At 73.1% G+C, this 18,245-nt stretch carries 19 protein-coding genes; 6 read left to right on the top strand and 13 right to left on the bottom strand.

The genetic code is table 11. The features are described 5' to 3' along the window. Positions 1 to 20 precede the first annotated feature (20 nt). The 4 genes from nth to AC57BS_RS21905 are packed head-to-tail and all read left to right on the top strand — an operon-like array spanning position 21 to position 3,279. Positions 21 to 755, top strand: coding sequence for an endonuclease III (nth, locus tag AC57BS_RS21920; RefSeq protein WP_496413573.1), 735 nt, complete (start codon positions 21 to 23; stop codon positions 753 to 755). Next, complete coding sequence (locus AC57BS_RS21915) at positions 752 to 1,363, top strand: TlpA family protein disulfide reductase (protein WP_496413572.1); 612 nt, start codon at positions 752 to 754, stop codon at positions 1,361 to 1,363. The genes nth and AC57BS_RS21915 overlap by 4 nt, the downstream gene beginning before the upstream one ends. After that, positions 1,360 to 2,100 (top strand): NUDIX hydrolase, encoded by a 741-nt coding sequence (locus AC57BS_RS21910; RefSeq protein WP_496413571.1) that lies wholly within the window; start codon positions 1,360 to 1,362, stop codon positions 2,098 to 2,100. The genes AC57BS_RS21915 and AC57BS_RS21910 overlap by 4 nt, the downstream gene beginning before the upstream one ends. 3 nt (positions 2,101 to 2,103) lie before the next feature. Continuing rightward, positions 2,104 to 3,279 (top strand): MarP family serine protease, encoded by a 1,176-nt coding sequence (locus AC57BS_RS21905; RefSeq protein ID WP_496413570.1) that lies wholly within the window; start codon positions 2,104 to 2,106, stop codon positions 3,277 to 3,279. Positions 3,280 to 3,304: 25 nt separating this feature from the next. On the opposite strand, the gene AC57BS_RS21900 is transcribed toward AC57BS_RS21905, so the two are convergent. After that, positions 3,305 to 3,721, bottom strand: a complete 417-nt coding sequence (locus tag AC57BS_RS21900) for a phage holin family protein (RefSeq protein ID WP_496413569.1) — start codon at positions 3,719 to 3,721, stop codon at positions 3,305 to 3,307. A gap of 175 nt (positions 3,722 to 3,896) precedes the next feature. Here AC57BS_RS21900 and nhaA point away from each other — a divergent pair, with 175 nt between their 5' ends. Beyond that, complete coding sequence (gene nhaA / locus AC57BS_RS21895) at positions 3,897 to 5,312, top strand: Na+/H+ antiporter NhaA (RefSeq protein ID WP_496413568.1); 1,416 nt, start codon at positions 3,897 to 3,899, stop codon at positions 5,310 to 5,312. Between the two features lie 9 nt (positions 5,313 to 5,321). Here nhaA and AC57BS_RS21890 read toward each other — a convergent pair whose 3' ends face one another. From AC57BS_RS21890 to AC57BS_RS21860, 7 genes are read right to left on the bottom strand one after another with little or no spacing between them, the layout of a single operon-like run. Beyond that, on the bottom strand, positions 5,322 to 6,476 hold the full coding sequence (locus AC57BS_RS21890) for a sensor histidine kinase (RefSeq protein WP_496413567.1): 1,155 nt from the start codon (positions 6,474 to 6,476) through the stop codon (positions 5,322 to 5,324). Further along, the gene (locus AC57BS_RS21885) at positions 6,473 to 7,159 is read right to left on the bottom strand and encodes a response regulator transcription factor (protein WP_496413566.1); all 687 of its coding nucleotides are present in this window, start codon (positions 7,157 to 7,159) and stop codon (positions 6,473 to 6,475) included. Before AC57BS_RS21885 ends, AC57BS_RS21890 begins: the two co-directional genes overlap by 4 nt. 1 nt (position 7,160) lies before the next feature. Continuing rightward, entirely contained in the window at positions 7,161 to 7,574 is a 414-nt protein-coding gene (locus AC57BS_RS21880) for a hypothetical protein (RefSeq protein ID WP_496413565.1), read from the bottom strand. Next, positions 7,571 to 8,731 (bottom strand): molybdopterin-dependent oxidoreductase, encoded by a 1,161-nt coding sequence (locus AC57BS_RS21875; RefSeq protein ID WP_496413564.1) that lies wholly within the window; start codon positions 8,729 to 8,731, stop codon positions 7,571 to 7,573. Before AC57BS_RS21875 ends, AC57BS_RS21880 begins: the two co-directional genes overlap by 4 nt. Then, on the bottom strand, positions 8,731 to 9,378 hold the full coding sequence (locus AC57BS_RS21870; RefSeq protein ID WP_496413563.1) for a class I SAM-dependent methyltransferase: 648 nt from the start codon (positions 9,376 to 9,378) through the stop codon (positions 8,731 to 8,733). The genes AC57BS_RS21875 and AC57BS_RS21870 overlap by 1 nt, the downstream gene beginning before the upstream one ends. Beyond that, complete coding sequence (locus AC57BS_RS21865) at positions 9,375 to 10,031, bottom strand: TIGR04282 family arsenosugar biosynthesis glycosyltransferase (RefSeq protein ID WP_496413562.1); 657 nt, start codon at positions 10,029 to 10,031, stop codon at positions 9,375 to 9,377. The genes AC57BS_RS21870 and AC57BS_RS21865 overlap by 4 nt, the downstream gene beginning before the upstream one ends. After that, a complete protein-coding gene (locus AC57BS_RS21860; RefSeq protein ID WP_496413561.1) occupies positions 10,028 to 10,696 on the bottom strand; it encodes a glycosyltransferase family 2 protein in 669 nt (222 codons plus the stop codon). The genes AC57BS_RS21865 and AC57BS_RS21860 overlap by 4 nt, the downstream gene beginning before the upstream one ends. Positions 10,697 to 10,809: 113 nt before the next feature. Between AC57BS_RS21860 and AC57BS_RS21855 the strand changes: the two genes are divergently transcribed. Then, on the top strand, positions 10,810 to 12,135 hold the full coding sequence (locus AC57BS_RS21855) for a hypothetical protein (protein WP_496413560.1): 1,326 nt from the start codon (positions 10,810 to 10,812) through the stop codon (positions 12,133 to 12,135). Between the two features lie 4 nt (positions 12,136 to 12,139). Here AC57BS_RS21855 and AC57BS_RS21850 read toward each other — a convergent pair whose 3' ends face one another. The 5 genes from AC57BS_RS21850 to AC57BS_RS21830 all read right to left on the bottom strand — a co-directional run bounded on the left by AC57BS_RS21850 (position 12,140) and on the right by AC57BS_RS21830 (position 18,180). After that, positions 12,140 to 13,189, bottom strand: a complete 1,050-nt coding sequence (locus tag AC57BS_RS21850) for an NAD-dependent epimerase/dehydratase family protein (protein WP_496413559.1) — start codon at positions 13,187 to 13,189, stop codon at positions 12,140 to 12,142. After that, a complete protein-coding gene (locus AC57BS_RS21845) occupies positions 13,186 to 13,986 on the bottom strand; it encodes an S-methyl-5'-thioadenosine phosphorylase (RefSeq protein WP_496413558.1) in 801 nt (266 codons plus the stop codon). The genes AC57BS_RS21850 and AC57BS_RS21845 overlap by 4 nt, the downstream gene beginning before the upstream one ends. 103 nt (positions 13,987 to 14,089) lie before the next feature. After that, positions 14,090 to 16,015: an acetate--CoA ligase gene (gene acs, locus AC57BS_RS21840; protein WP_496414216.1), complete on the bottom strand. Its 1,926-nt coding sequence runs from the start codon at positions 16,013 to 16,015 to the stop codon at positions 14,090 to 14,092. 192 nt (positions 16,016 to 16,207) lie between these two features. Then, on the bottom strand, positions 16,208 to 17,815 hold the full coding sequence (locus AC57BS_RS21835; protein ID WP_496413557.1) for a monocarboxylic acid transporter: 1,608 nt from the start codon (positions 17,813 to 17,815) through the stop codon (positions 16,208 to 16,210). After that, the gene (locus AC57BS_RS21830; RefSeq protein WP_496413556.1) at positions 17,812 to 18,180 is read right to left on the bottom strand and encodes a DUF485 domain-containing protein; all 369 of its coding nucleotides are present in this window, start codon (positions 18,178 to 18,180) and stop codon (positions 17,812 to 17,814) included. The genes AC57BS_RS21835 and AC57BS_RS21830 overlap by 4 nt, the downstream gene beginning before the upstream one ends. Positions 18,181 to 18,245 lie beyond the last annotated feature (65 nt).

Here is an 18,245-nt window from a genome sequence, read left to right as displayed (position 1 = left end):
CCGGACCGTACGCTGGGCGCGTGCCCGCCCCCGCCAAGAAGGCCGCCCAGGTCGCGATCGCCAAGCCCGACACGTCACTGGTGCGGCGCGCACGCAAGGTCGACCGGATCCTCGCCGAGACCTATCCCGACGCCGCGGCCGAGCTCGACTTCACCAACCCGTTCGAGTGCCTGGTGGTCACCGTCGTCTCCGCGCAGACCACCGACCGCCGCGTCAACGCCGCCAGCCCGGCGCTCTTCGCCGCCTATCCCACGCCCGAGGCGATGGCGGCCGCTCCGCGCGAGCACATGGAGCAGCTGCTCGGCCCGCTCGGCTTCTTCCGCGCCAAGACCGACTCGCTGCTCAAGCTCAGCCAGGCGCTCGTGGAGCGCTACGACGGCCACGTGCCCGACCGGCTCGAGGACCTCGTCACGCTCCCCGGCGTCGGTCGCAAGACCGCCAACGTCGTCCTCGGCAATGCCTTCGACAAGCCGGGCATCACCGTCGACACCCACTTCGGTCGCCTCGCGCGCCGCCTCGGCTGGACCGAGGAGACCGACCCGGTCAAGGTCGAGCACGCGGTCGGCGCGCTGTTCCCCCGGCGCGACTGGACGATGCTGTCGCACCACCTCATCTGGCACGGCCGTCGCCGCTGCCACGCCAAGAAGCCCGCCTGCGGAGCCTGCCCGGTCGCTCGGCTGTGCCCGTCCTACGGCGCCGGCCCCACCGACCCGGTCGAGGCGGAGAAGCTCGTCACCACGCAGGGCCCCGCATGAGGAAGGCACTCCTCGCGCTGCTGGTCGCCGCGTCGCTGACCGCGTGCACCTCCGACGGCGACGGACGCATCGACGTACGCCCTCCCGACGTCGACGTCGACACGCCCGCGCTGCGGGAGGTCAAGGCACGCATCGGCATGGAGGACTGCCAGCCCGGCACCGGCGAGCCCGTCGAGGGCGGGCTGCCGGAGCTGACCCTGCCGTGCCTCGGCGGCGGTCCCGACGTCGAGCTCTCGTCGCTGCGCGGTCCCGTCGTGATCAACCTCTGGCAGGCCTTCTGCGAGCCGTGCCGCGAGGAGATGCCGGCGCTGGAGGAGTTCCACCAGCAGTACGGCGAGCAGGTGCCGGTGCTCGGCATCGACTTCAACGACGTGCACCCCGACGGCGCGCTCGCGCTGGCCGAGGAGACGGGGGCGACCTATCCCTCGATCGCCGACCCCGGCGGCGAGCTGATGGCCGAGGACACCTTCGCGGTGGCGCGGCGCGGGCTGCCGGCCTTCGTCTTCGTCGACGCCGACGGCCAGGTCGTGGCGCAGGACTCCGGCGGCGTGGAGTCCGTGGCGGAGATCAAGGCCAAGGTCGCCGAGCACCTCGGGATCACGCTGTGAGCAGCTCGCTGCCGGGCTGGCTGGCCCCGGTGGTCGAGGCGGCCTCCACGATCTCCGTCCACGAGCTGACGCGGTTCATGCCGCCCGAGGACAGCGACCCGCGGCGCGGCGCAGTGCTGATGGTGTTCGCCGACCGGGAGTCCGACCCCACCACCCCGGACGACCTCGCCCACCGCGGCGAGCTGCTGCTCACCGAGCGCAACCACCACATGCGCTCCCACCCCGGGCAGGTGTCCTTCCCGGGCGGCTCGCTCGACGAGGGGGAGACCCCGGAGGAGGCGGCGCTGCGCGAGGCGTACGAGGAGATCGGCCTCGAGCCCGCCGAGGTCGAGGTCTTCGGCCAGCTGCCCGAGCTGTGGCTGCCGCCGAGCAACTTCGCGGTGACGCCGATCCTCGGCTACTGGCGCGACCGCGGCGAGGTGCGGATCGAGAGCCCCGAGGAGGTCCACGAGATCCACCACGTGGCGATCGCCGAGCTGCTCGACCCGGAGCACCGGATCAACGTCCGGCACCCCAGCGGCTGGATGGGACCGGGCTTCCTGATCGGGCCCGACAAGGACGTCATCCTGTGGGGCTTCACCGCGGGGATCATCGCGCGGTTGTTCAGCTACCTCGGCTGGGCGGAGGACTGGGACCGGGCGCGGGTCCGTGACCTGCCCGACCACATGCTGCAAGGTGTCCCCAGGGGAACGGACCTCGCTCCCAACACGCCGCAGAACACCAGGCTCGAGGAGTAGGCCATGAACGTCCTCGACTGGTGCCTCGTCGCACTCGTGGGGATCTACGCGCTCTCGGGCTACTGGCAGGGCTTCATCACCGGCGCGAGCGCGACCGCCGGCCTGCTGCTCGGCGGCCTGGCCGGCATCTGGGTGGCCCCGGTCGCGCTCGGTGACGCGGCCCCGTCGCTGTGGGTCTCGCTGGGTGCGCTGTTCATCGTCATCGTCTCCGCCTCGCTCGGCCAGGCGCTCTTCCAGTTCGTCGGCGCGCGGATCCGCGACAGCATCACCTGGCAGCCGATCCGCGCCGTCGACGCCGTGGGCGGCTCGGCCCTCAGCGCCGTGGCCGTGCTGCTCGTCGCGTGGGCCCTCGGCGTCGCGGTCTCCGGCACCCGCATCGGCGCGATCACGCCGATGGTGCGCGACTCCGCGATCCTCGCCAAGGTCGACCAGACGCTCCCGACCGACTCCGACAAGGTGCTGCAGACCTTCAACAACGTCGTCGGGACGACCTTCTTCCCGCGCTACCTCGAGCCCTTCGCGCCCGAGCGGATCGTGGCGGTCCGGCGCGGCGACCCGCGGATGCTCACCGACCCCGACGTGCTCGCCGCCGAGTCCAGCGTCGTCAAGGTCCGCGGCACCAACGGCTGCGGCAGCGGCGTGGAGGGCACCGGCTTCTTCTACGCCCCCGGCCGCCTGATGACCAACGCCCACGTCGTGGCGGGCGTGACCCGCCCCGAGGTGGAGGTCGGCGGGACGTCGGTCACCGCGTCGGTCGTGCTCTACGACGCCGCGCTCGACATCGCCGTGCTGGCGCTGCCCGACACCGGGGTGCCGCAGCTCGCGTTCGACACCGAGGCCGAGCCGCGCGACCCGGTCGCGGTCCTCGGCTACCCCGAGGACGGGCCCTACTCCGTCGAGTCCGGGCGCATCCGCGCCGAACAGCGGCTGCGCTCGCCCGACATCTACGGAGACGGGACGGTCATCCGGCAGGTCTTCTCGCTGCGCGCGCTCATCCGCCCGGGCAACTCCGGCGGACCGATCGTGACCTCCGCCGGCGACGTCGCCGGGATGGTCTTCGCCGCCTCGGTCAGCGACCCCGAGACCGGCTACGCGCTGACGGCCGAGCAGGTCGCCGAGTCCGCGGCCGCGGGCCTGACCCGGGGCTCACCGGTCGACACCGGCACCTGCGTGCGCTGAGCGGCGCCGGGCCGTACGGCCTGGGTCAGCCCCGGCCCTTGAGGGCCTGCGGGATCTGCTTGCCCTGCTCGATCGCGCGCTCGGGCGCCTTGACCTGCTTGACCTGCTTGAGGCCGACCAGCCCGAGCAGCCCGGCGATGAGGAGGTAGAGCGCGAAGACGATCAGGAAGGCCCAGTGCAGGTCGAGGCCCTGGCCGTTCCAGTGGATGAAGTAGGCGATCGCGACCGAGAGCATGATGATCGCGAGCAGGCCGATGAACGCCGCCCCCGCGAACAGGCCGATGCCGACCCCGCCGTGCTTGACGCTGACCTTGATCTCGCTCTTCGCGAGCTGGATCTCCTTGGAGATCAGGCTCGAGATGTCCCGTTGCGCGTCCATGACGAGCTTGCCGAGCGTCGGATCGTCGTCCTTGACCGGTTCGTGGGACATCTGGTGGGACATGGTGCGGTCCTTCGGTGTACGCCGGGGGAGCTGACGCTGCGACCCTACCAACGGGTCTGCGCGCATCACCGCTCCGTCTAGACTGAGGTTCAGGTGAGCCGGGAAGTCTGGTCGGCCCGTGGTGATTCATCCGCGGTGACGGTTCCCCGACGACCCCCGAAGGATGCGCCGCCGCATGGCCTCAGCCCGCAAGCCCCAGGACCCCCGACCCGACGACGACGTGTGGCAGACCGGCCCGGTCTACATCGCGAGCGACAAGCCGCTGGCCCGTCTGATCGCGCGACCGATGCGCGAGTTCCTCCGGGTGGAGGCGGCCGGATCGATCCTGCTCCTCGTCGCCGCGGCCGCCGCACTGCTGTGGGCCAACAGCCCGTGGGCCGAGTCCTACGACGCGCTCTGGCACGCCCACCTGACGCTCGACGTCGGTCCGCTGCACCTCGACGAGTCGCTCCAGCACTGGGTCAACGACGCCCTGATGGTGATCTTCTTCTTCGTCGTCGGCCTGGAGATCAAGTACGAGCTGGTCAACGGCGACCTGCGCGACCCCAAGACGGCGGCCCTGCCGATCGTCGCCGCCGTCGGCGGCATGGTCCTGCCGGCCGGCCTCTACCTCGCGCTCAACCCGCCGGGCAGTGACGGCGGCGCCGGGTGGGGCATCCCGATGGCCACCGACATCGCGTTCGCGGTCGGCGTCCTCGGCGTCCTCGGGCGCCGGATCCCGTCGGCCGCACGGCTCTTCCTGCTGACGTTGGCGATCGTCGACGACATCGGCGCGATCCTCGTGATCGCGGTGTTCTACACCAGCGACCTGTCGCTGACCTGGCTGGCGATCGCGATCGGTCTGCTCGGCGCGATCGTCGTGGCCCGGGTGCTGCGGATCTGGACGGTCGTCGTCTACGCGATCCTCGGCGTCGGCGTCTGGTTCGCCCTGCTCGAGTCCGGGGTGCATGCCACCCTGGCCGGCGTCGCGATCGGCCTGCTCGCCCCCGCGAGGCCGCTGCTCAACGAGGAGGTGGCCCGCGAGTACGCCACCCGGGCGCTGCGCGACCGCCACCTCAACCCCGACGAGCTGGCCCGGCTGCGGTTCCTGCTCAAGGAGTCCGTGTCGGTGGTCGAGCGGCTCATCAGCTCGCTGCACCCGCTCTCGGCGTACGTCGTGCTGCCGATCTTCGCGCTTGCCAACGCCGGCGTCGAGCTGGGCGCGATCAGCGAGGTCTTCACCGAGCCGGTGGGCCTCGGCATCATCCTCGGCCTGGTCGTCGGCAAGCCGGTCGGCATCTTCGTGACGTCCTTCCTGGCCGTACGCCTCGGCATCGCGAAGCTGCCGGAGAACACCTCGTGGTCGATGGTGCTCGGCCTCGGCGCGGTCGCCGGCATCGGCTTCACCGTCTCGATCTTCATCGCCGGGCTGTCGTTCCCGGGCTCCGACCTGCTCACCGAGGAGGCGAAGATCGCGATCCTCATGGCCTCGCTCCTCGCCGCCGTGCTCGGGGTGGTCATGCTGCTGGTGAGCACGCGCGGCCGCACCTACGACGACCACCACGAGTCCGACGCCGAGCCCGACCCGGTGCGCGAGGCCCTCGAGAGCTGAGGGCCGCGGTCAGCCGGCCGACTGGCCGAGCGGGAGCCGTACGACGAAGCGGCAGCCGGTCACCGCACCGTCGGGACCGGTGTTGGTCACCTCGACCCGGCCGCGGTGCGCCTCGACGATGCCCTTGACGATGGCGAGGCCGAGGCCCGCGCGGGACGCGGCCGAGGAGTCGTCGGGGTCCTCGGGCGTGCGCGCCTCCGCGCCGCGGAAGGCGACCTCGAAGACCCGGTCGATGGTGCCGGGCTCGATGCCGCCGCACTGGTCCGCGACCGCGAGCTCGACCTCGTCGCCCACCACCCGGGCGCTGACGTGGACCGAGCCGTCGGCCGGCGTGTGCCGTACGCCGTTGACGATCAGGTTGCCGAGCACGCGGCTGAGGCCGGCCGGGTCGACCGTGACCTCGAGGCCCGACTGGACCTCGCCGCCGACCTGAACGCGGTGCATCCGGGCGACCGGGTCCGCGGCCGCGACCGCCTCGCTCACGAGGTCGCCGAGCAGGACGAGCTCGGGCTGGAGCCGCAGGACGCCTGCGTGGATGCGGGACAGCTCGAAGAGGTCGTCGACCATGCTCACCATGCGGTCGACCTCCCCGCGGATCTGGCGGTGGTAGCGCGCGGGGTCGTTGGCCAGGCCGTCCTCCAGCGCCTCGGCCATCGCGCGGATGCCCGCCAGCGGTGTCCGGAGGTCGTGGGAGACCCACGAGACCAGCTCGCGGCGGGACTCCTCGAGCCGCTGCTCGCGCGCCGCGGCCTCCTCCAGCCGCTCGCGCGCCGCCGCCAGCTCGCGGGCGAGCTCGCTGAGCTCGGCCGGCGCCTGCGGGGCCGGCTCGTCGGGCAGGCCGCCCCCCATGCGGCGTACGTGCTCCCGCAGCCGGCGCGACCACCGCACGAGCGCCTCGGAGAGGATCGCGGCCACCCCGAGCGACACCACGGCGCCGGCGAGCGTCACGAGCATGACGACCTGGAGGTCGTGGCGGGAGAGGAACATCAGCTGGGCGATCGCGACGACCCCCACCAGCACGGTGGTCACGGAGACGACCGCGACGAGGGCGAGCTGCCACCGCAGCGACCTGCTGCGCAGCAGCCAGCCCGCCAGCAGGCCGAGCGCGCCGACGACCGCGCCGCCCGCCACGGCGACCAGCACGACCTGCACCTGCTCGCTCACGACGCGGGCTCCCACCGGTAGCCGATGCCCCACACGGTGACCAGGCGGACGGGCTCGGTGGGGTCGGCCTCGACCTTGGCGCGGACCCGGCGCACGTGGACGGTCACGGTCGAGGAGTCGCCGAACGACCACCCCCACACCTGGCTCATCAGCTCCTCGCGGCTGAACGCCTGCCCGGGGTGGGTGACCAGGTGGGCGAGCAGGTCGAACTCGCGCGCGGTGAAGGAGCGCCGGGTCCCGCCCACCGTGACGGTGCGGCGGCGGTGGTCGACGACGAGGTCGCCGTCGGTGGTGGTGTCGGGCATCGCCGCCGCAGGGTCGCTGCCGCTGCGGCGCAGCACCGACTCGACCCGCAGGACCAGCTCGCGGGGGCTGAACGGCTTGGTGACGTAGTCGTCGGCGCCGGTCTCCAGGCCGACGACCCGGTCCTGCTCCGCGCCGAGAGCGGTGAGCAGGATGACCGGCACGTCCCCGGCCAGCCGGAGGCGGCGGCACACCTCGAGCCCGTCGAGGCCGGGCATCATCACGTCGAGCACCACCAGGTCGGCGCGGCGGTCCTGGTGGGCCGCGAGGCCGGACGCGCCGTCGGAGGCCTCGGCGACCTCGTGCCCGGCGGCACGCAGGTAGGACACGACCACCTCGCGCACCGTCTCGTCGTCGTCGACGACCAGCACCCGCGACATCTCAGGCCTCCCGTCCGCGACGCGCGCGCACCAGCCCGGCGACGGCGACGACGACCAGGGTCACGACGCTCAGCCCGGCCCACGTGGCGAGGTAGGGGCGGTCGAGCAGGGTCGGGTTGTCGGGCCGCGCGCCGAACCTGCCCAGCACAGGGACCGCCATCAGCGTCAGCCCACCCCACACCACGAGGGCGAGTGTGGCAGGTGCGTGCCACGGCCGGGGGAGCGTACGGCGCCCGAGGGCGACGCCGGCGAGCACCACCCCGGCGACCACGACGTCGTGCAGCACCACGCCCGCGGCGAGCCAGGCGGCGATCTCGACGAGCTGTCCGGCGTCCTGGCGGGTCAGCGCCAGCCACGCGCCGTACGCGCCGAGCGCCACGCCGAGGCCGCCCAGCAGCCAGCGCGCCGCGCTCACGTCGACACCTCCAGCGAGGAGACCCACTTGGTCTGGAGCACGCCGGGCCGGTTGGGAGCGATCACGCGGCACGGGAAGCCGTGGTCGAGGTCCAGCGGCTCGCCGGCCAGGTCGAGGGCGAGCAGGCTGCGCTCGTCGTCGGCGAACGCGGCCGGCAGCACCGTACGGATGAAGGGGCCGCGCTCCTGCAGCGAGGTGACAACGACGTCGGTGCCACCCGCCGCGCCTGCCGCGACCAGGACGTCGCGCACCCGGACACCGGACCAGCGCCCCTGCGCGCTCCACCCCTCCACGCAGGCGATCGGAAGGTCGACCGTGTGCTGGGGCAGCGCCCGCAGGTCGGCCAGGGACAGCCGGGCCGCCACCGCGCCGTCGACGCGTACGTCCAGCGCCCAGCCGGGGTCCACGGCGGTGGTGAGCACGCCGGCGGAGGCGGCCGTCTTGTTGATCGGTACGCCGCCGGGGCCCTCGCCGGTCCGGACGGCGAGCACGCTGACCCGGCGCAGCCACGGCACGGTGCCACCGGCCGTCGCGAGCACGGCGACCCCGGCGGCAGCCCAGGTGGCGCGCAGCAGCACCCGCCTCGACACCGCCCCCGCATCGCGGGTGCTCGGGCGGTCGAGCGACGTGTCGTCGACGTCCGCGCCCAGTGCGGCCCGGATGACCGGCAGCTTGACCGCGACGTGCAGCACGAGCGCGCCGATCGCGACCCAGGCGAGCGCGTAGTGGGAGGTGCGGAAGGAGAACTCGCGCCACGGGTACCACTGGGCGGCGTTGGCGAGACCGGTCGCCAGCTGGAAGATCGCCGAGGCCACCAGCACGCCGATCGAGGCCCGCTCGAGCCCGACGACCAGGGCCTGCCGTCCCGCCCGCAGGTCGACCCGCTCGAACAGCCGCGGGTACACCGCCCAGAGCTTGACCAGCAGCAGCGGGACGGCGGCGCACCCGGTGACGACGTGCAGCCCCTGGGTCGCCCGGTAGCCCCAGGACGGGCGCGTCGGGAAGGGGATCGCCGGGGACGGCAGCTGGGCCCAGTGGCTGACCAGGCCGGTGAGGAAGCAGAGGACGAACGAGACGCCCAGCCACACGCCGACCCGTGCCGCGACCGCGGGGCTGCGCAGCCTCGAGGAGAAGTCGTCGGGGTGCGGGACCCTCATCACGGCCTGTCCAGCACGGCCGCCCAGCGGCCGTCGTCGTGCGGAGTGAGCCGGTGGACCGAGGCCACCAGCAGCCCCGCGGCGACCGCGACGGTCGCGACGTCGTCCACGGCGAGGAAGGCCCACCGGAACGGCCGGCTGCGGCCGTGCGGGAGCTCGAGCCGCGACCAGCCGGCGGACGACCCGGTGCCGGGACGGGAGACCTCGACCACGGCGCGGCCGCCGGGCCGCAGGAGCTCCCGGACCCGGCGCAGCAGGTGGGTGGGGTCGCCGGAGATACCGACGTTGCCGTCGGCGAGCAGGGCGGTGCCCCACCGGCCCTCCTCCGGCACCGCGTCGAAGACGTCCGCGACCACGGCCGGGGCGCCGCGGCGGCGCGTCAGCTGGACGGCCTCCTCGACCACGTCGACACCGAGCGCCTGGTGGCCGCGCCGGGTCAGCTCGTGGGTGAGCCGACCGGGGCCGCACCCGATGTCGAGGGTGTCGCCCTCGCACAGGTCCAGCAGGGCGTGGTCGGCCGGGTCGGCGTGGCCGGTCCACGACTCGACGGGCAGCACCGTGGACTCGCCGGAGGAGTGCGCGACCCGCGTCGGGGCGCCCCGCAGCGCCCACGTGAACGCCTCGGTGAAGGACAGCTCGGCCGTCACGACCGCTCCTCCCAGGCCCGGAAGGCCGCGGCGAACCGCGTGTGCGGCGCCAGCCGCGCCACCTCGGCTGCGTCCTCGACCGTGTCGACGTCCCCGAGCGGCGTCGTCGAGGAGACCCGGTGCCCGGCGCCGACGAGAGCGGCGTGGGTGTCGGCGTACGTCGTCGGCGTCGACATCGCCACCCGGGCCAGCGGTGCCGCCACGGCGGGGTCGTGCCGGGCGAGCGCCCACCACCCCCCGTCGGGGGCCGGTCCCAGGCACGCGTCGTGGTCGGCCAGGTCGTCGAGCACCCCCGCGAGCAGCTGCGCGGTCAGCTGGGGCGTGTCCATGCCGACCTGCACGACCGGGCCGGGGCCGGCGTCGAGGTGCGCGGCCGCGAGCCGGTCGGCGAACGAGGGGCCGCGCTGCGCGGTGACCCGCCAGCCCTCGACCGCCGCCACCAGCTCGGGGCCGCGGCTGGCGGTGGGCAGGTCGCCGGCCAGCGCCAGGTGCCCGCGGGCACCCGGAAGCGCGGCGACGGCGGCGATGGTGTCGAGGAGCGCGGCCGCGGCGAGGTCGGCGGCGACCTCGTCACCGGTCGCGACGGCGAGGCGGGTCTTGGCCCGCCCCGGCACGGGCGCCTTGGCCATCACCAGCACGGTCGGGCCGGTCACGACAGCACGCGCCAGAAGTCGCGGGCCGTACGGACGGTGCCGCTGACCGAGCCGGAGACCTTGGAGCGGGTGCCCTCGGCGCGGGGGTGGTAGTCGACGTCGTGCTCGACCACGCGCCAGCCGGCCCGGGTCACCGCCTGGAGCAGCTCGACCGGGTAGCCGAAGCGACGGTCGCGCAGCCCGAGGTCGAGCATCGCCTGCCGCCGGCACACCCGCATCGGCGCGATGTCGTGGGCCGTCATGCCGATGGTCCGTCGCAGCCACGCCACGATCAGCGCGTTGCCGGCGCGGGCGTGCCAGGGCCAGGTCCCGCGCCGGGTTGGCCGGCGGCGCCCGACCGCGAGGTCCGCGCGGCCCTCGCACACGTCGGCGAGCAGGGCCAGCAGGTCGGCGGGGTCGAACGACCCGTCTCCGTCCATCACGGCGACGAAGTCGTGGGTGGCGGCCAGCAGGCCCGCGTGCACGGCGGAGCCGTACCCCGGCACGGGCTCCACGACGACGCGGGCGCCCAGGCGCTCGGCCACCTCGGCGGTGTCGTCACGCGAGCCGTTGTCGACCACGACGACGGAGAACTCCCCGGGCACTCGGGAGAGCAGCGCGGGGAGCGCCGGTCCCTCGTCGCGGCACGGCAGGACGAGGTCGCACACGGCGGTGGCGCTGGTCATGCAAGCGAACCTAGCCAGCCGCGCGGTGCGGAGGACCCCCTCAGGGATTACGTGACTGTGACGGCTCGCAGGCGGGCCCGGACGCTCGGCCCGGCGCACCTAGGCTCGACGCCATGACCGCCCCGAGCACGTCCACCCGCGCGTGGGCGGGGCTGGGGCTGGCGGTGCTGGTGCTGCTCGCGTCGTTCACGGTGCCGGTCCTCGCCGGCTGGGACGTCGACGCCCGCAGCGACTCGCTGGGTGCGCCGCCGACCCACGGCCTGTGGCGCGCCAAGGTGGGACCCGGCACCCTGCCGGCACTCCTCCTCGCGGCGGTGGGCGTGTGGCGGGCCGAGGCGTGGGCGCGGACCTGGTCGTGGCGCCGGCTGCTCGTGGTGGCGTACGCCGCGTCGTTGGCCTGGCTGCTCGCGCTCGCGCTGGTCGACGGCACCTCGGGCCTGACCAGGGTCATGACCAACCACCACGAGTACCTGATCACCGCGCGCCAGGTGAGCGACGTCCCGGCGATGCTGCGGGAGTACGTCGACCGGATCCCCGCAGCGCACCCGGACAACTGGCCCACGCACGTGGCCGGCCACCCGCCCGGCGCGCTGCTGTTCTTCGTCGCGCTGGTGGGGGTCGGGCTCGGCGGGGACCTGGCCGCTGCTCTCGCGGTGTGCGTCGTCGCGGCCGGCATCCCGGTGGCGGTCCTGCTGACCGCGCGCTCGCTGGGAGCCGAGCACCACGGCCGGCTGGCGGCGCCGTTCCTCGTGCTCAGCCCCGCCGCGGTCTACCTCGCCGTGTCGGGCGACGCGGTGTTCACCTCCGTCACGGGCTGGGGTCTCGCGGCGCTCGCGGCCTCCGCGACGGCCGGACGCCGACGATCGATGGTCGGGTGGGGCGTGCTGGCGGGCCTGCTGCTCGGCTGGTGCGTGATGAGCTCGTACGGCCTGCCGCTCCTGGGCGTGATCGCCCTGGCGGTGCTGTGGCTGGCGCGGTCCTGGTGGCCGCTGCCGGTCGCGGCCGCCGCGGCGATGGTCGTCGTGCTGGCCTTCGCCGTGCTCGGCTTTGCGTGGTGGGAGGCCTACCCGGTGCTGGTCGAGCGCTACTGGGACGGCATCGCGGCGACCCGCCCCGCGGCGTACTGGATGTGGGGCAACGTCGGCGCGCTCCTGGTCTCGGCGGGCCCGTTGCTCGGCGCCGGTGTCGCCGTCGCGGCGCGGCGCCACACCGGCGGGGCGAGGACCGTCGCCGTGCTCGCGCTCGCCGCCCTCGTCGCGGTCACGATCGCCGACCTGAGCCGGATGTCGAAGGCGGAGGTGGAGCGGATCTGGCTGCCGTTCGTGCCGTGGCTGACGCTGTCGCTGGCGCTGCTGCCCGGCGGGTGGCGGCGCTGGGGCCTCGGCCTCCAGGTCGTCGCCGCGCTGCTGGTGCAGCACCTGCTCTACACGACCTGGTGATCCCTCACGCCCGCAGCGGCGCCGTCGCGAAGTCGGCGAGGCCGGTGTCGGGGAGCACCGAGGCGGTGAAGCCGAGGTCGCGTCGCGCCAGCTCGGGCGACGCGACGACGTGCCGCACGTCGCCGGGGCGGAAGCCGCCGGTCACCTCGGGCTCGAGCCGGCTCGCGCTCCCCGCGCTGACCCGGCGCGCCACGTCGAGGATCGTCACCGGGGTGCCGGAGCACACGTTGTACGCCGCGAAGCGGGGCACCGGCTCCGCGGCGACCTGCTCGATCGCGAGCACGTTGGCGCGGGCCACGTCGTCGACGTGGACGAAGTCGCGCGCCTGGCCGCCGTCCTCGAAGACCCGGGGCCGCTCGCCCCGCTCGAGGGAGGACCGGAACATGGCCGCGACACCCGAGTAGGGAGTGTCGCGCGGCATGCCCGGGCCGTAGACGTTGTGGTACCGCAGCGCGACCGCACCCGCTCCCGCCTGGCGCACCCACGAGGAGGCGTAGTGCTCCTGGGCGAGCTTGCTCGCGGCGTAGGTGCTGCGCGGGTCGAGCCGGGCGTCCTCGGGGACGAGGTCCCAGGAGAGGGCGCGGCCGCAGGCGGGGCAGTGGTTCTCGAAGTCACCCGCCTCCAGGGCGGCCACCTCCCGCTGCGGCGGCAGCTGGTCGCCGTGCTCGGGGCAGGTGTAGCGGCCCTCGCCGTAGACCACCATCGACGAGGCGAGGACGAGCCGGTCCACCCCGGCCTCGTGCATCGCTGCGAGCAGCGCCGCGGTGCCGAGGTCGTTGTGGGAGGCGTACGCCGGGAGGTCGCCGACGCGGACGCCCGCGCCGACCAGCGCGGCCTGGTGGCACACCACGTCGGTCCCGCGCAGCAGCCCGGCCCACGCGGGGGAGCCGGCGTCGCGGACGTCGAGCTGGTGCACCCCGTCGGGAGGTGTGCTGCTGCCGTGGGCACTGTCCAGCATCAGGTCGACGCCGACGACCTCGTGCCCTGCCTGGACGAGCTGGTCGCCGACGGCCGTGCCGATGAAGCCGGCGGCCCCGGTCAGCAGCACCTTCACCGGTTCGGCACCTCGTAGGTCAGGTCGACGCCGTCCCACCAGGTGCCGCAGGCGCAGCCGTCGGGATCGGGCAGGGTCTCGATGGCCGAGCCGAGGAGCCCGGTGAGCCGCTCGAGGTTGGCGCGGAAGAGGGCGAAGACCTCCTCCTGCCCGACGCCCTCGCCGGACTCCGCGCCGGCGTCCATGTCGGTCACCAGGGCGAGCGGGGCGTAGCACTGGCCCATCTCGCGAGCCAGGGCCGCCTCGGGGGCGCCGGTCATGTTGATGAGGTCCCAGCCCTGGTCGGCGTAGTGGCGCGACTCGGCGCGGGTGGAGAAGCGCGGCCCCTCGACCACGACCATGGTCCCGCCGGCCCGTACGTCTGCGTCCGCGCCGGCGAGCGCCGCGGAGACGCCCGGGCAGTAGGGGTCGGCGAAGGGCAGGTGCACCGCCCCGGACTCCACGAACGAGCCGACGCGGCGGTGGGTGCGGTCGACGAGCTGGTCCGGCACGACGAGGTCGCCGGGGGCCACGGTGTCGCGGAGCCCGCCGACGGCGCAGGGCGCCAGCACCTGGCGTACGCCGAGCGAGCGCAGCGCCCACGCGTTGGCGCGGTAGGGGATGCCGTGCGGCGGGTGGTCGTGGTGGCGGCCGTGCCGGGGGAGGAAGGCGACGGACCGGCCCGCCACCTCGCCGACCGCGATCGGGGCGGAGGGGTCGCCGTACGGCGTGGTGACCGCGTGCTCGGTCGCGTGGGGCAGGAACGAGTAGAAGCCGGAGCCGCCGATGACGGCGACCTCGGCGCTGGGTGCGCTCACCCGACCCACCCTAGTGAGCCGCCCGAACCCCGATATCTGAGGACGCCATGAACGGAATCACGGGTCGGATGCGTCCACCACGTCCTCAGACATCTCCTGGAGGTCAGTCCTCGGACGAGGCCGAGCCCTCCTTGGTCTTGATGAGGTCCATCACCGTCGAGTCGGCGAGGGTGGTGACGTCGCCGACCTCGCGGTGCTCGGCGACGTCCTTGAGCAGGCGGCGCATGATCTTGCCGGAGCGGGTCTTGGGCAGCTCGGGCACGACCATGATCTGGCGCGGCTTCGCGATCGCGCCGATCTCCTTGCCGACGTGCTTGCGCAGCTCCTCGACGATGTCATCGCCGCCGTCGCCCGCGGAGTCGCGCAGGATGACGAAGGCGCACACGGCCTGACCGGTGGTCTCGTCGGCGGCACCCACGACGGCCGCCTCCGCGACCTTGGGGTGCGAGACGAGCGCCGACTCGATCTCGGTGGTGGACAGCCGGTGGCCCGACACGTTCATCACGTCGTCGACGCGGCCGAGCAGCCAGATGTCGCCGTCCTCGTCGAGCTTGGCGCCGTCACCGGCGAAGTAGAGGCCCGGCCAGCGCGACCAGTAGGTGTCCTTGAACCGCTGGTCGTCGCCCCAGAGCGTACGGAGCATGGCCGGCCACGGCTCCTTGAGCACGAGGTAGCCGCCGTTGCCGTTGCCGACGGACGTCGCGTCGTCGTCGACGACGTCGGCGGAGATGCCGGGCAGCGCCTTCATCGCCGAGCCGGGCTTGCCGGCGGTGACGCCGGGCAGGGGGCTGATCAGGATCTGTCCGGTCTCGGTCTGCCACCAGGTGTCGACGACCGGGCACCGGTCGCCGCCGATGACCTCGCGGTACCAGACGTAGGCCTCGGGGTTGATCGGCTCGCCGACCGAGCCGAGCAGCCGCAGCGACGACATGTCGTAGCCGTCGGGGATCTCGCGGCCCTGCTTCATGAAGGTGCGGATCGCGGTGGGTGCGGTGTAGAGGATGCTGACCTTGTAGTCCTGGACGATCTGCCACCAGCGGCCCTTCTCGGGCGTGCCCTCGTACATCACCTGGGTCGCGCCGTTGGCCAGCGGCCCGTAGGCCATGTAGGAGTGCCCGGTCACCCAGCCCACGTCGGCGGTGCACCAGTAGACGTCGTCGTCCTTGAGGTCGAAGACCGCCCAGTGGGTGTACGACGTGCCGGTGAGGTAGCCGCCCGTGGTGTGCAGGATGCCCTTGGGCTTGCCGGTCGTGCCGGAGGTGTACATGACGTAGAGCGGGTGCTCGGAGTCGTGCATCTCGGCCTCGTGCTCGGCGGAGGCGCCGTCGACGGCGTCGTGCCACCACACGTCGCGGTCCTCGTGCCAGTCGACGTCCTGACCCGTACGCCGCACGACGAGCACGTGGCGCACGAGGTCGCCGGTCTTCCCGACGGCCTCGTCGACCGCCGGCTTCAGCGCGCTTGCCGCGCCGCGGCGGTAGCCGCCGTCGGAGGTGATCACCACGTGCGCCTCGCAGTCGGTGATGCGCGAGGCGAGGGCGTCGGCGGAGAAGCCGCCGAACACCACGGTGTGCGGGGCGCCGAGGCGGGCGCAGGCGAGCATCGCGACGACGACCTCGGGGATCATCGGCATGTAGATCGCGACCCGGTCGCCCTTCTCGACCCCGAGCTCGGTCAGCGCGTTGGCCGCCCGGGACACCTCGTCCTTGAGCTGGGCGTAGGTGATGTCGCGCGTGTCGTCGTCGGGCTCGCCGACCCAGTGGATCGCGACCTTGTCGCCGTTGCCGGCCTCGACGTGCCGGTCGACGCAGTTGACCGAGGCGTTGAGGGTGCCGCCGACGAACCACTTGGCGAACGGCGGGTTCGACCAGTCGAGGACCTGGTCCCACTTCTGCCCCCAGTCCAGGCGCTCGGCGGCCTCGGCCCAGAAGGCCTCGCGGTCGGAGTCGGCACGTGCGTACGCCTCCTCCTTGACGTTGGCGTCGGCCGCCAGGTCGGCCGGCGGCTCGAATCGACGGTCCTCGTGCATCAGGTTCGACAGGGTCTGCTCGGACAAGGCTCTCTCCTCGGGCGGGACTCGTGCGGGGCTCGTGCGGGATCAGGTGCGGGATCGGCTCTGGGATGAAGGTGGGGGGTGCGGGGCGGTGGCCGCCCCCCTCGCCGAACCTACTCCGGCTCGGCGAGGGGGTCACGGGTGAACCGTCCCGATGGTGGTGCTCGATCAGTGGTGCGTGGCGCCCTCGGCGCCCGCGCCGGTCAGGGCGCGGACCTCCAGCTCGGTGAAGCGGTCCTCCGCCGTCGGCTCCTGGCTGGTGATCGTGCCGATGTAGCCGAGCAGGAAGCCCAGCGGGATCGAGACGATGCCGGGGTTGTTGAGCGGGAAGATCGCCCAGTCGGAGTCGGGGAACATCGAGGTGGGCAGCCCCGACATCACCGGCGAGAGCAGCACCAGGCCCACCGCGGAGAGCAGACCGCCGTAGATGCTCCACGTCGCACCGCGGGTGTTGAAGCGGCGCCAGAACATGTTGTAGATGATCGCCGGCAGGTTGGCCGAGGCGGCCACCGCGAAGGCCAGCGCCACGAGGAACGCGATGTTGAGGCGCTGCGCCGGGATGGACAGCACGATCGCGATGGCACCGATCCCGAAGGCCGCGATGCGGGCGACCCGCACCTCGTCCTTCTCGCTGACCGGCTGGTCCTTCTTGAGGACCCCCTTGTAGAGGTCGTGCGCCACCGACGAGGAGCTGGCCAGGGTGAGACCGGCCACCACGGCCAGGATGGTCGCGAAGGCGACCGCCGCGATGAGGGCGAGCAGGATCGCGCCACCGGTGGACCCGTCGCCGCCGCCGACGGCCTCGGCGAGGAGCGGGGACGCCAGGTTCTGGTTGCCGCCCGCTGCCGGGTCGACGACCTCACGGTCGAGCAGTGCAGCCGCACCGAAGCCGAGGATCAGCGTCATCAGGTAGAAGGCGCCGATCAGGCCGATCGCCCACAGGACCGACTTGCGCGCATCACGCGCGGTCGGGACGGTGTAGAAGCGGATCAGGATGTGCGGCAGTCCGGCGGTGCCGAGCACCAGGGCCAGGCCGAGCGACAGGAAGTCGATCTGCGACGTCAGCGTGCTGCCGTACTGGAGGCCGGGCTGCAGGAAGGCGTCGCCCTTGCCCGAGTTCTCGGCAGCGGCGCCGAGCAGCGAGGACAGGTTGAAGTTGAACTCCGCGAGCACCAGCAGCACGATCAGCGCCGAGCCGAGCATGAGGAGCACGGCCTTGACGATCTGGACGTACGTCGTGCCCTTCATCCCGCCGACGACGACGTAGAAGATCATCAGGATGCCGACGCCGATGATGGTGATGTTCTTGATCGCCTCGCTCTCGACGCCGAGGAGCAGCGCCACGAGCGTGCCGGCACCGACCATCTGGGCGAGCAGGTAGAAGATCGAGACCACGACGGTCGAGACCGACGCCGCGGTGCGGACCTTGCGCTGGTTCATCCGGAAGGCGAGCTGGTCGGCCATCGTGTAGCGGCCCGCGTTGCGGAGCATCTCGGCGACGAGGAGCAGCGCGACGAGCCACGCGACGAGGAAGCCGATGGAGTAGAGGAACCCGTCGTAGCCGTAGACGGCGATGGCACCGGAGATGCCGAGGAAGGAGGCGGCCGACATGTAGTCGCCGCCGATGGCCAGGCCGTTCTGGAAGCCGGAGAAGGAGCGGCCGCCGGAGTAGAAGTCGGTGGCCGTCTTGGTCTGGCGGCTGGCCCAGAAGGTGATGCCGACCGTCAGCGCGACGACGGAGAGGAACAGGAACGTGGTGAGGAACTGGTCGCTCATGCCTGGCCCCGCTTCGCGTCGGTGCCGGCCTGGTCGCGGTAGGACTGCTCGAGGCTGCGGGCCAGCGGGTCGAGCTTGGCGTTGGAGTAGCGGCTGTACGTCCAGGCCAGCCCGAAGGTCGTGACGAACTGGAGGAGCCCGAAGATCAGGGCGACGTTGATGTTGCCGACGATCTTGGTGGCCATGAAGCCGCCGGCCCAGTTCGACATGATCACGTAGAGCAGGTACCACGCCAGGAAGGCGGCGGTGGCCGGGATGACGAAGCCGCGGTAGCGCTTCCTCAGCTCGGTGTACTCACTGGATGCGTGCAGCCGGTCATAGACCGGATCGTGGCGCGCGGCCTGGTCGGGTGCCTCGATGGTCACGGGTTCGTCCTCTCGCACTGCGGCTGGCGGCCACCTCTGTGTGACCGCGGTCACCGTGACACCGC

It is taken from the genome of Nocardioides sp. BGA-UO-ETr-FS32 (assembly GCF_059567905.1).
Note: the sequence above shows the minus strand (reverse complement) of the source record. Positions and strands in the feature narration are given on the sequence as shown.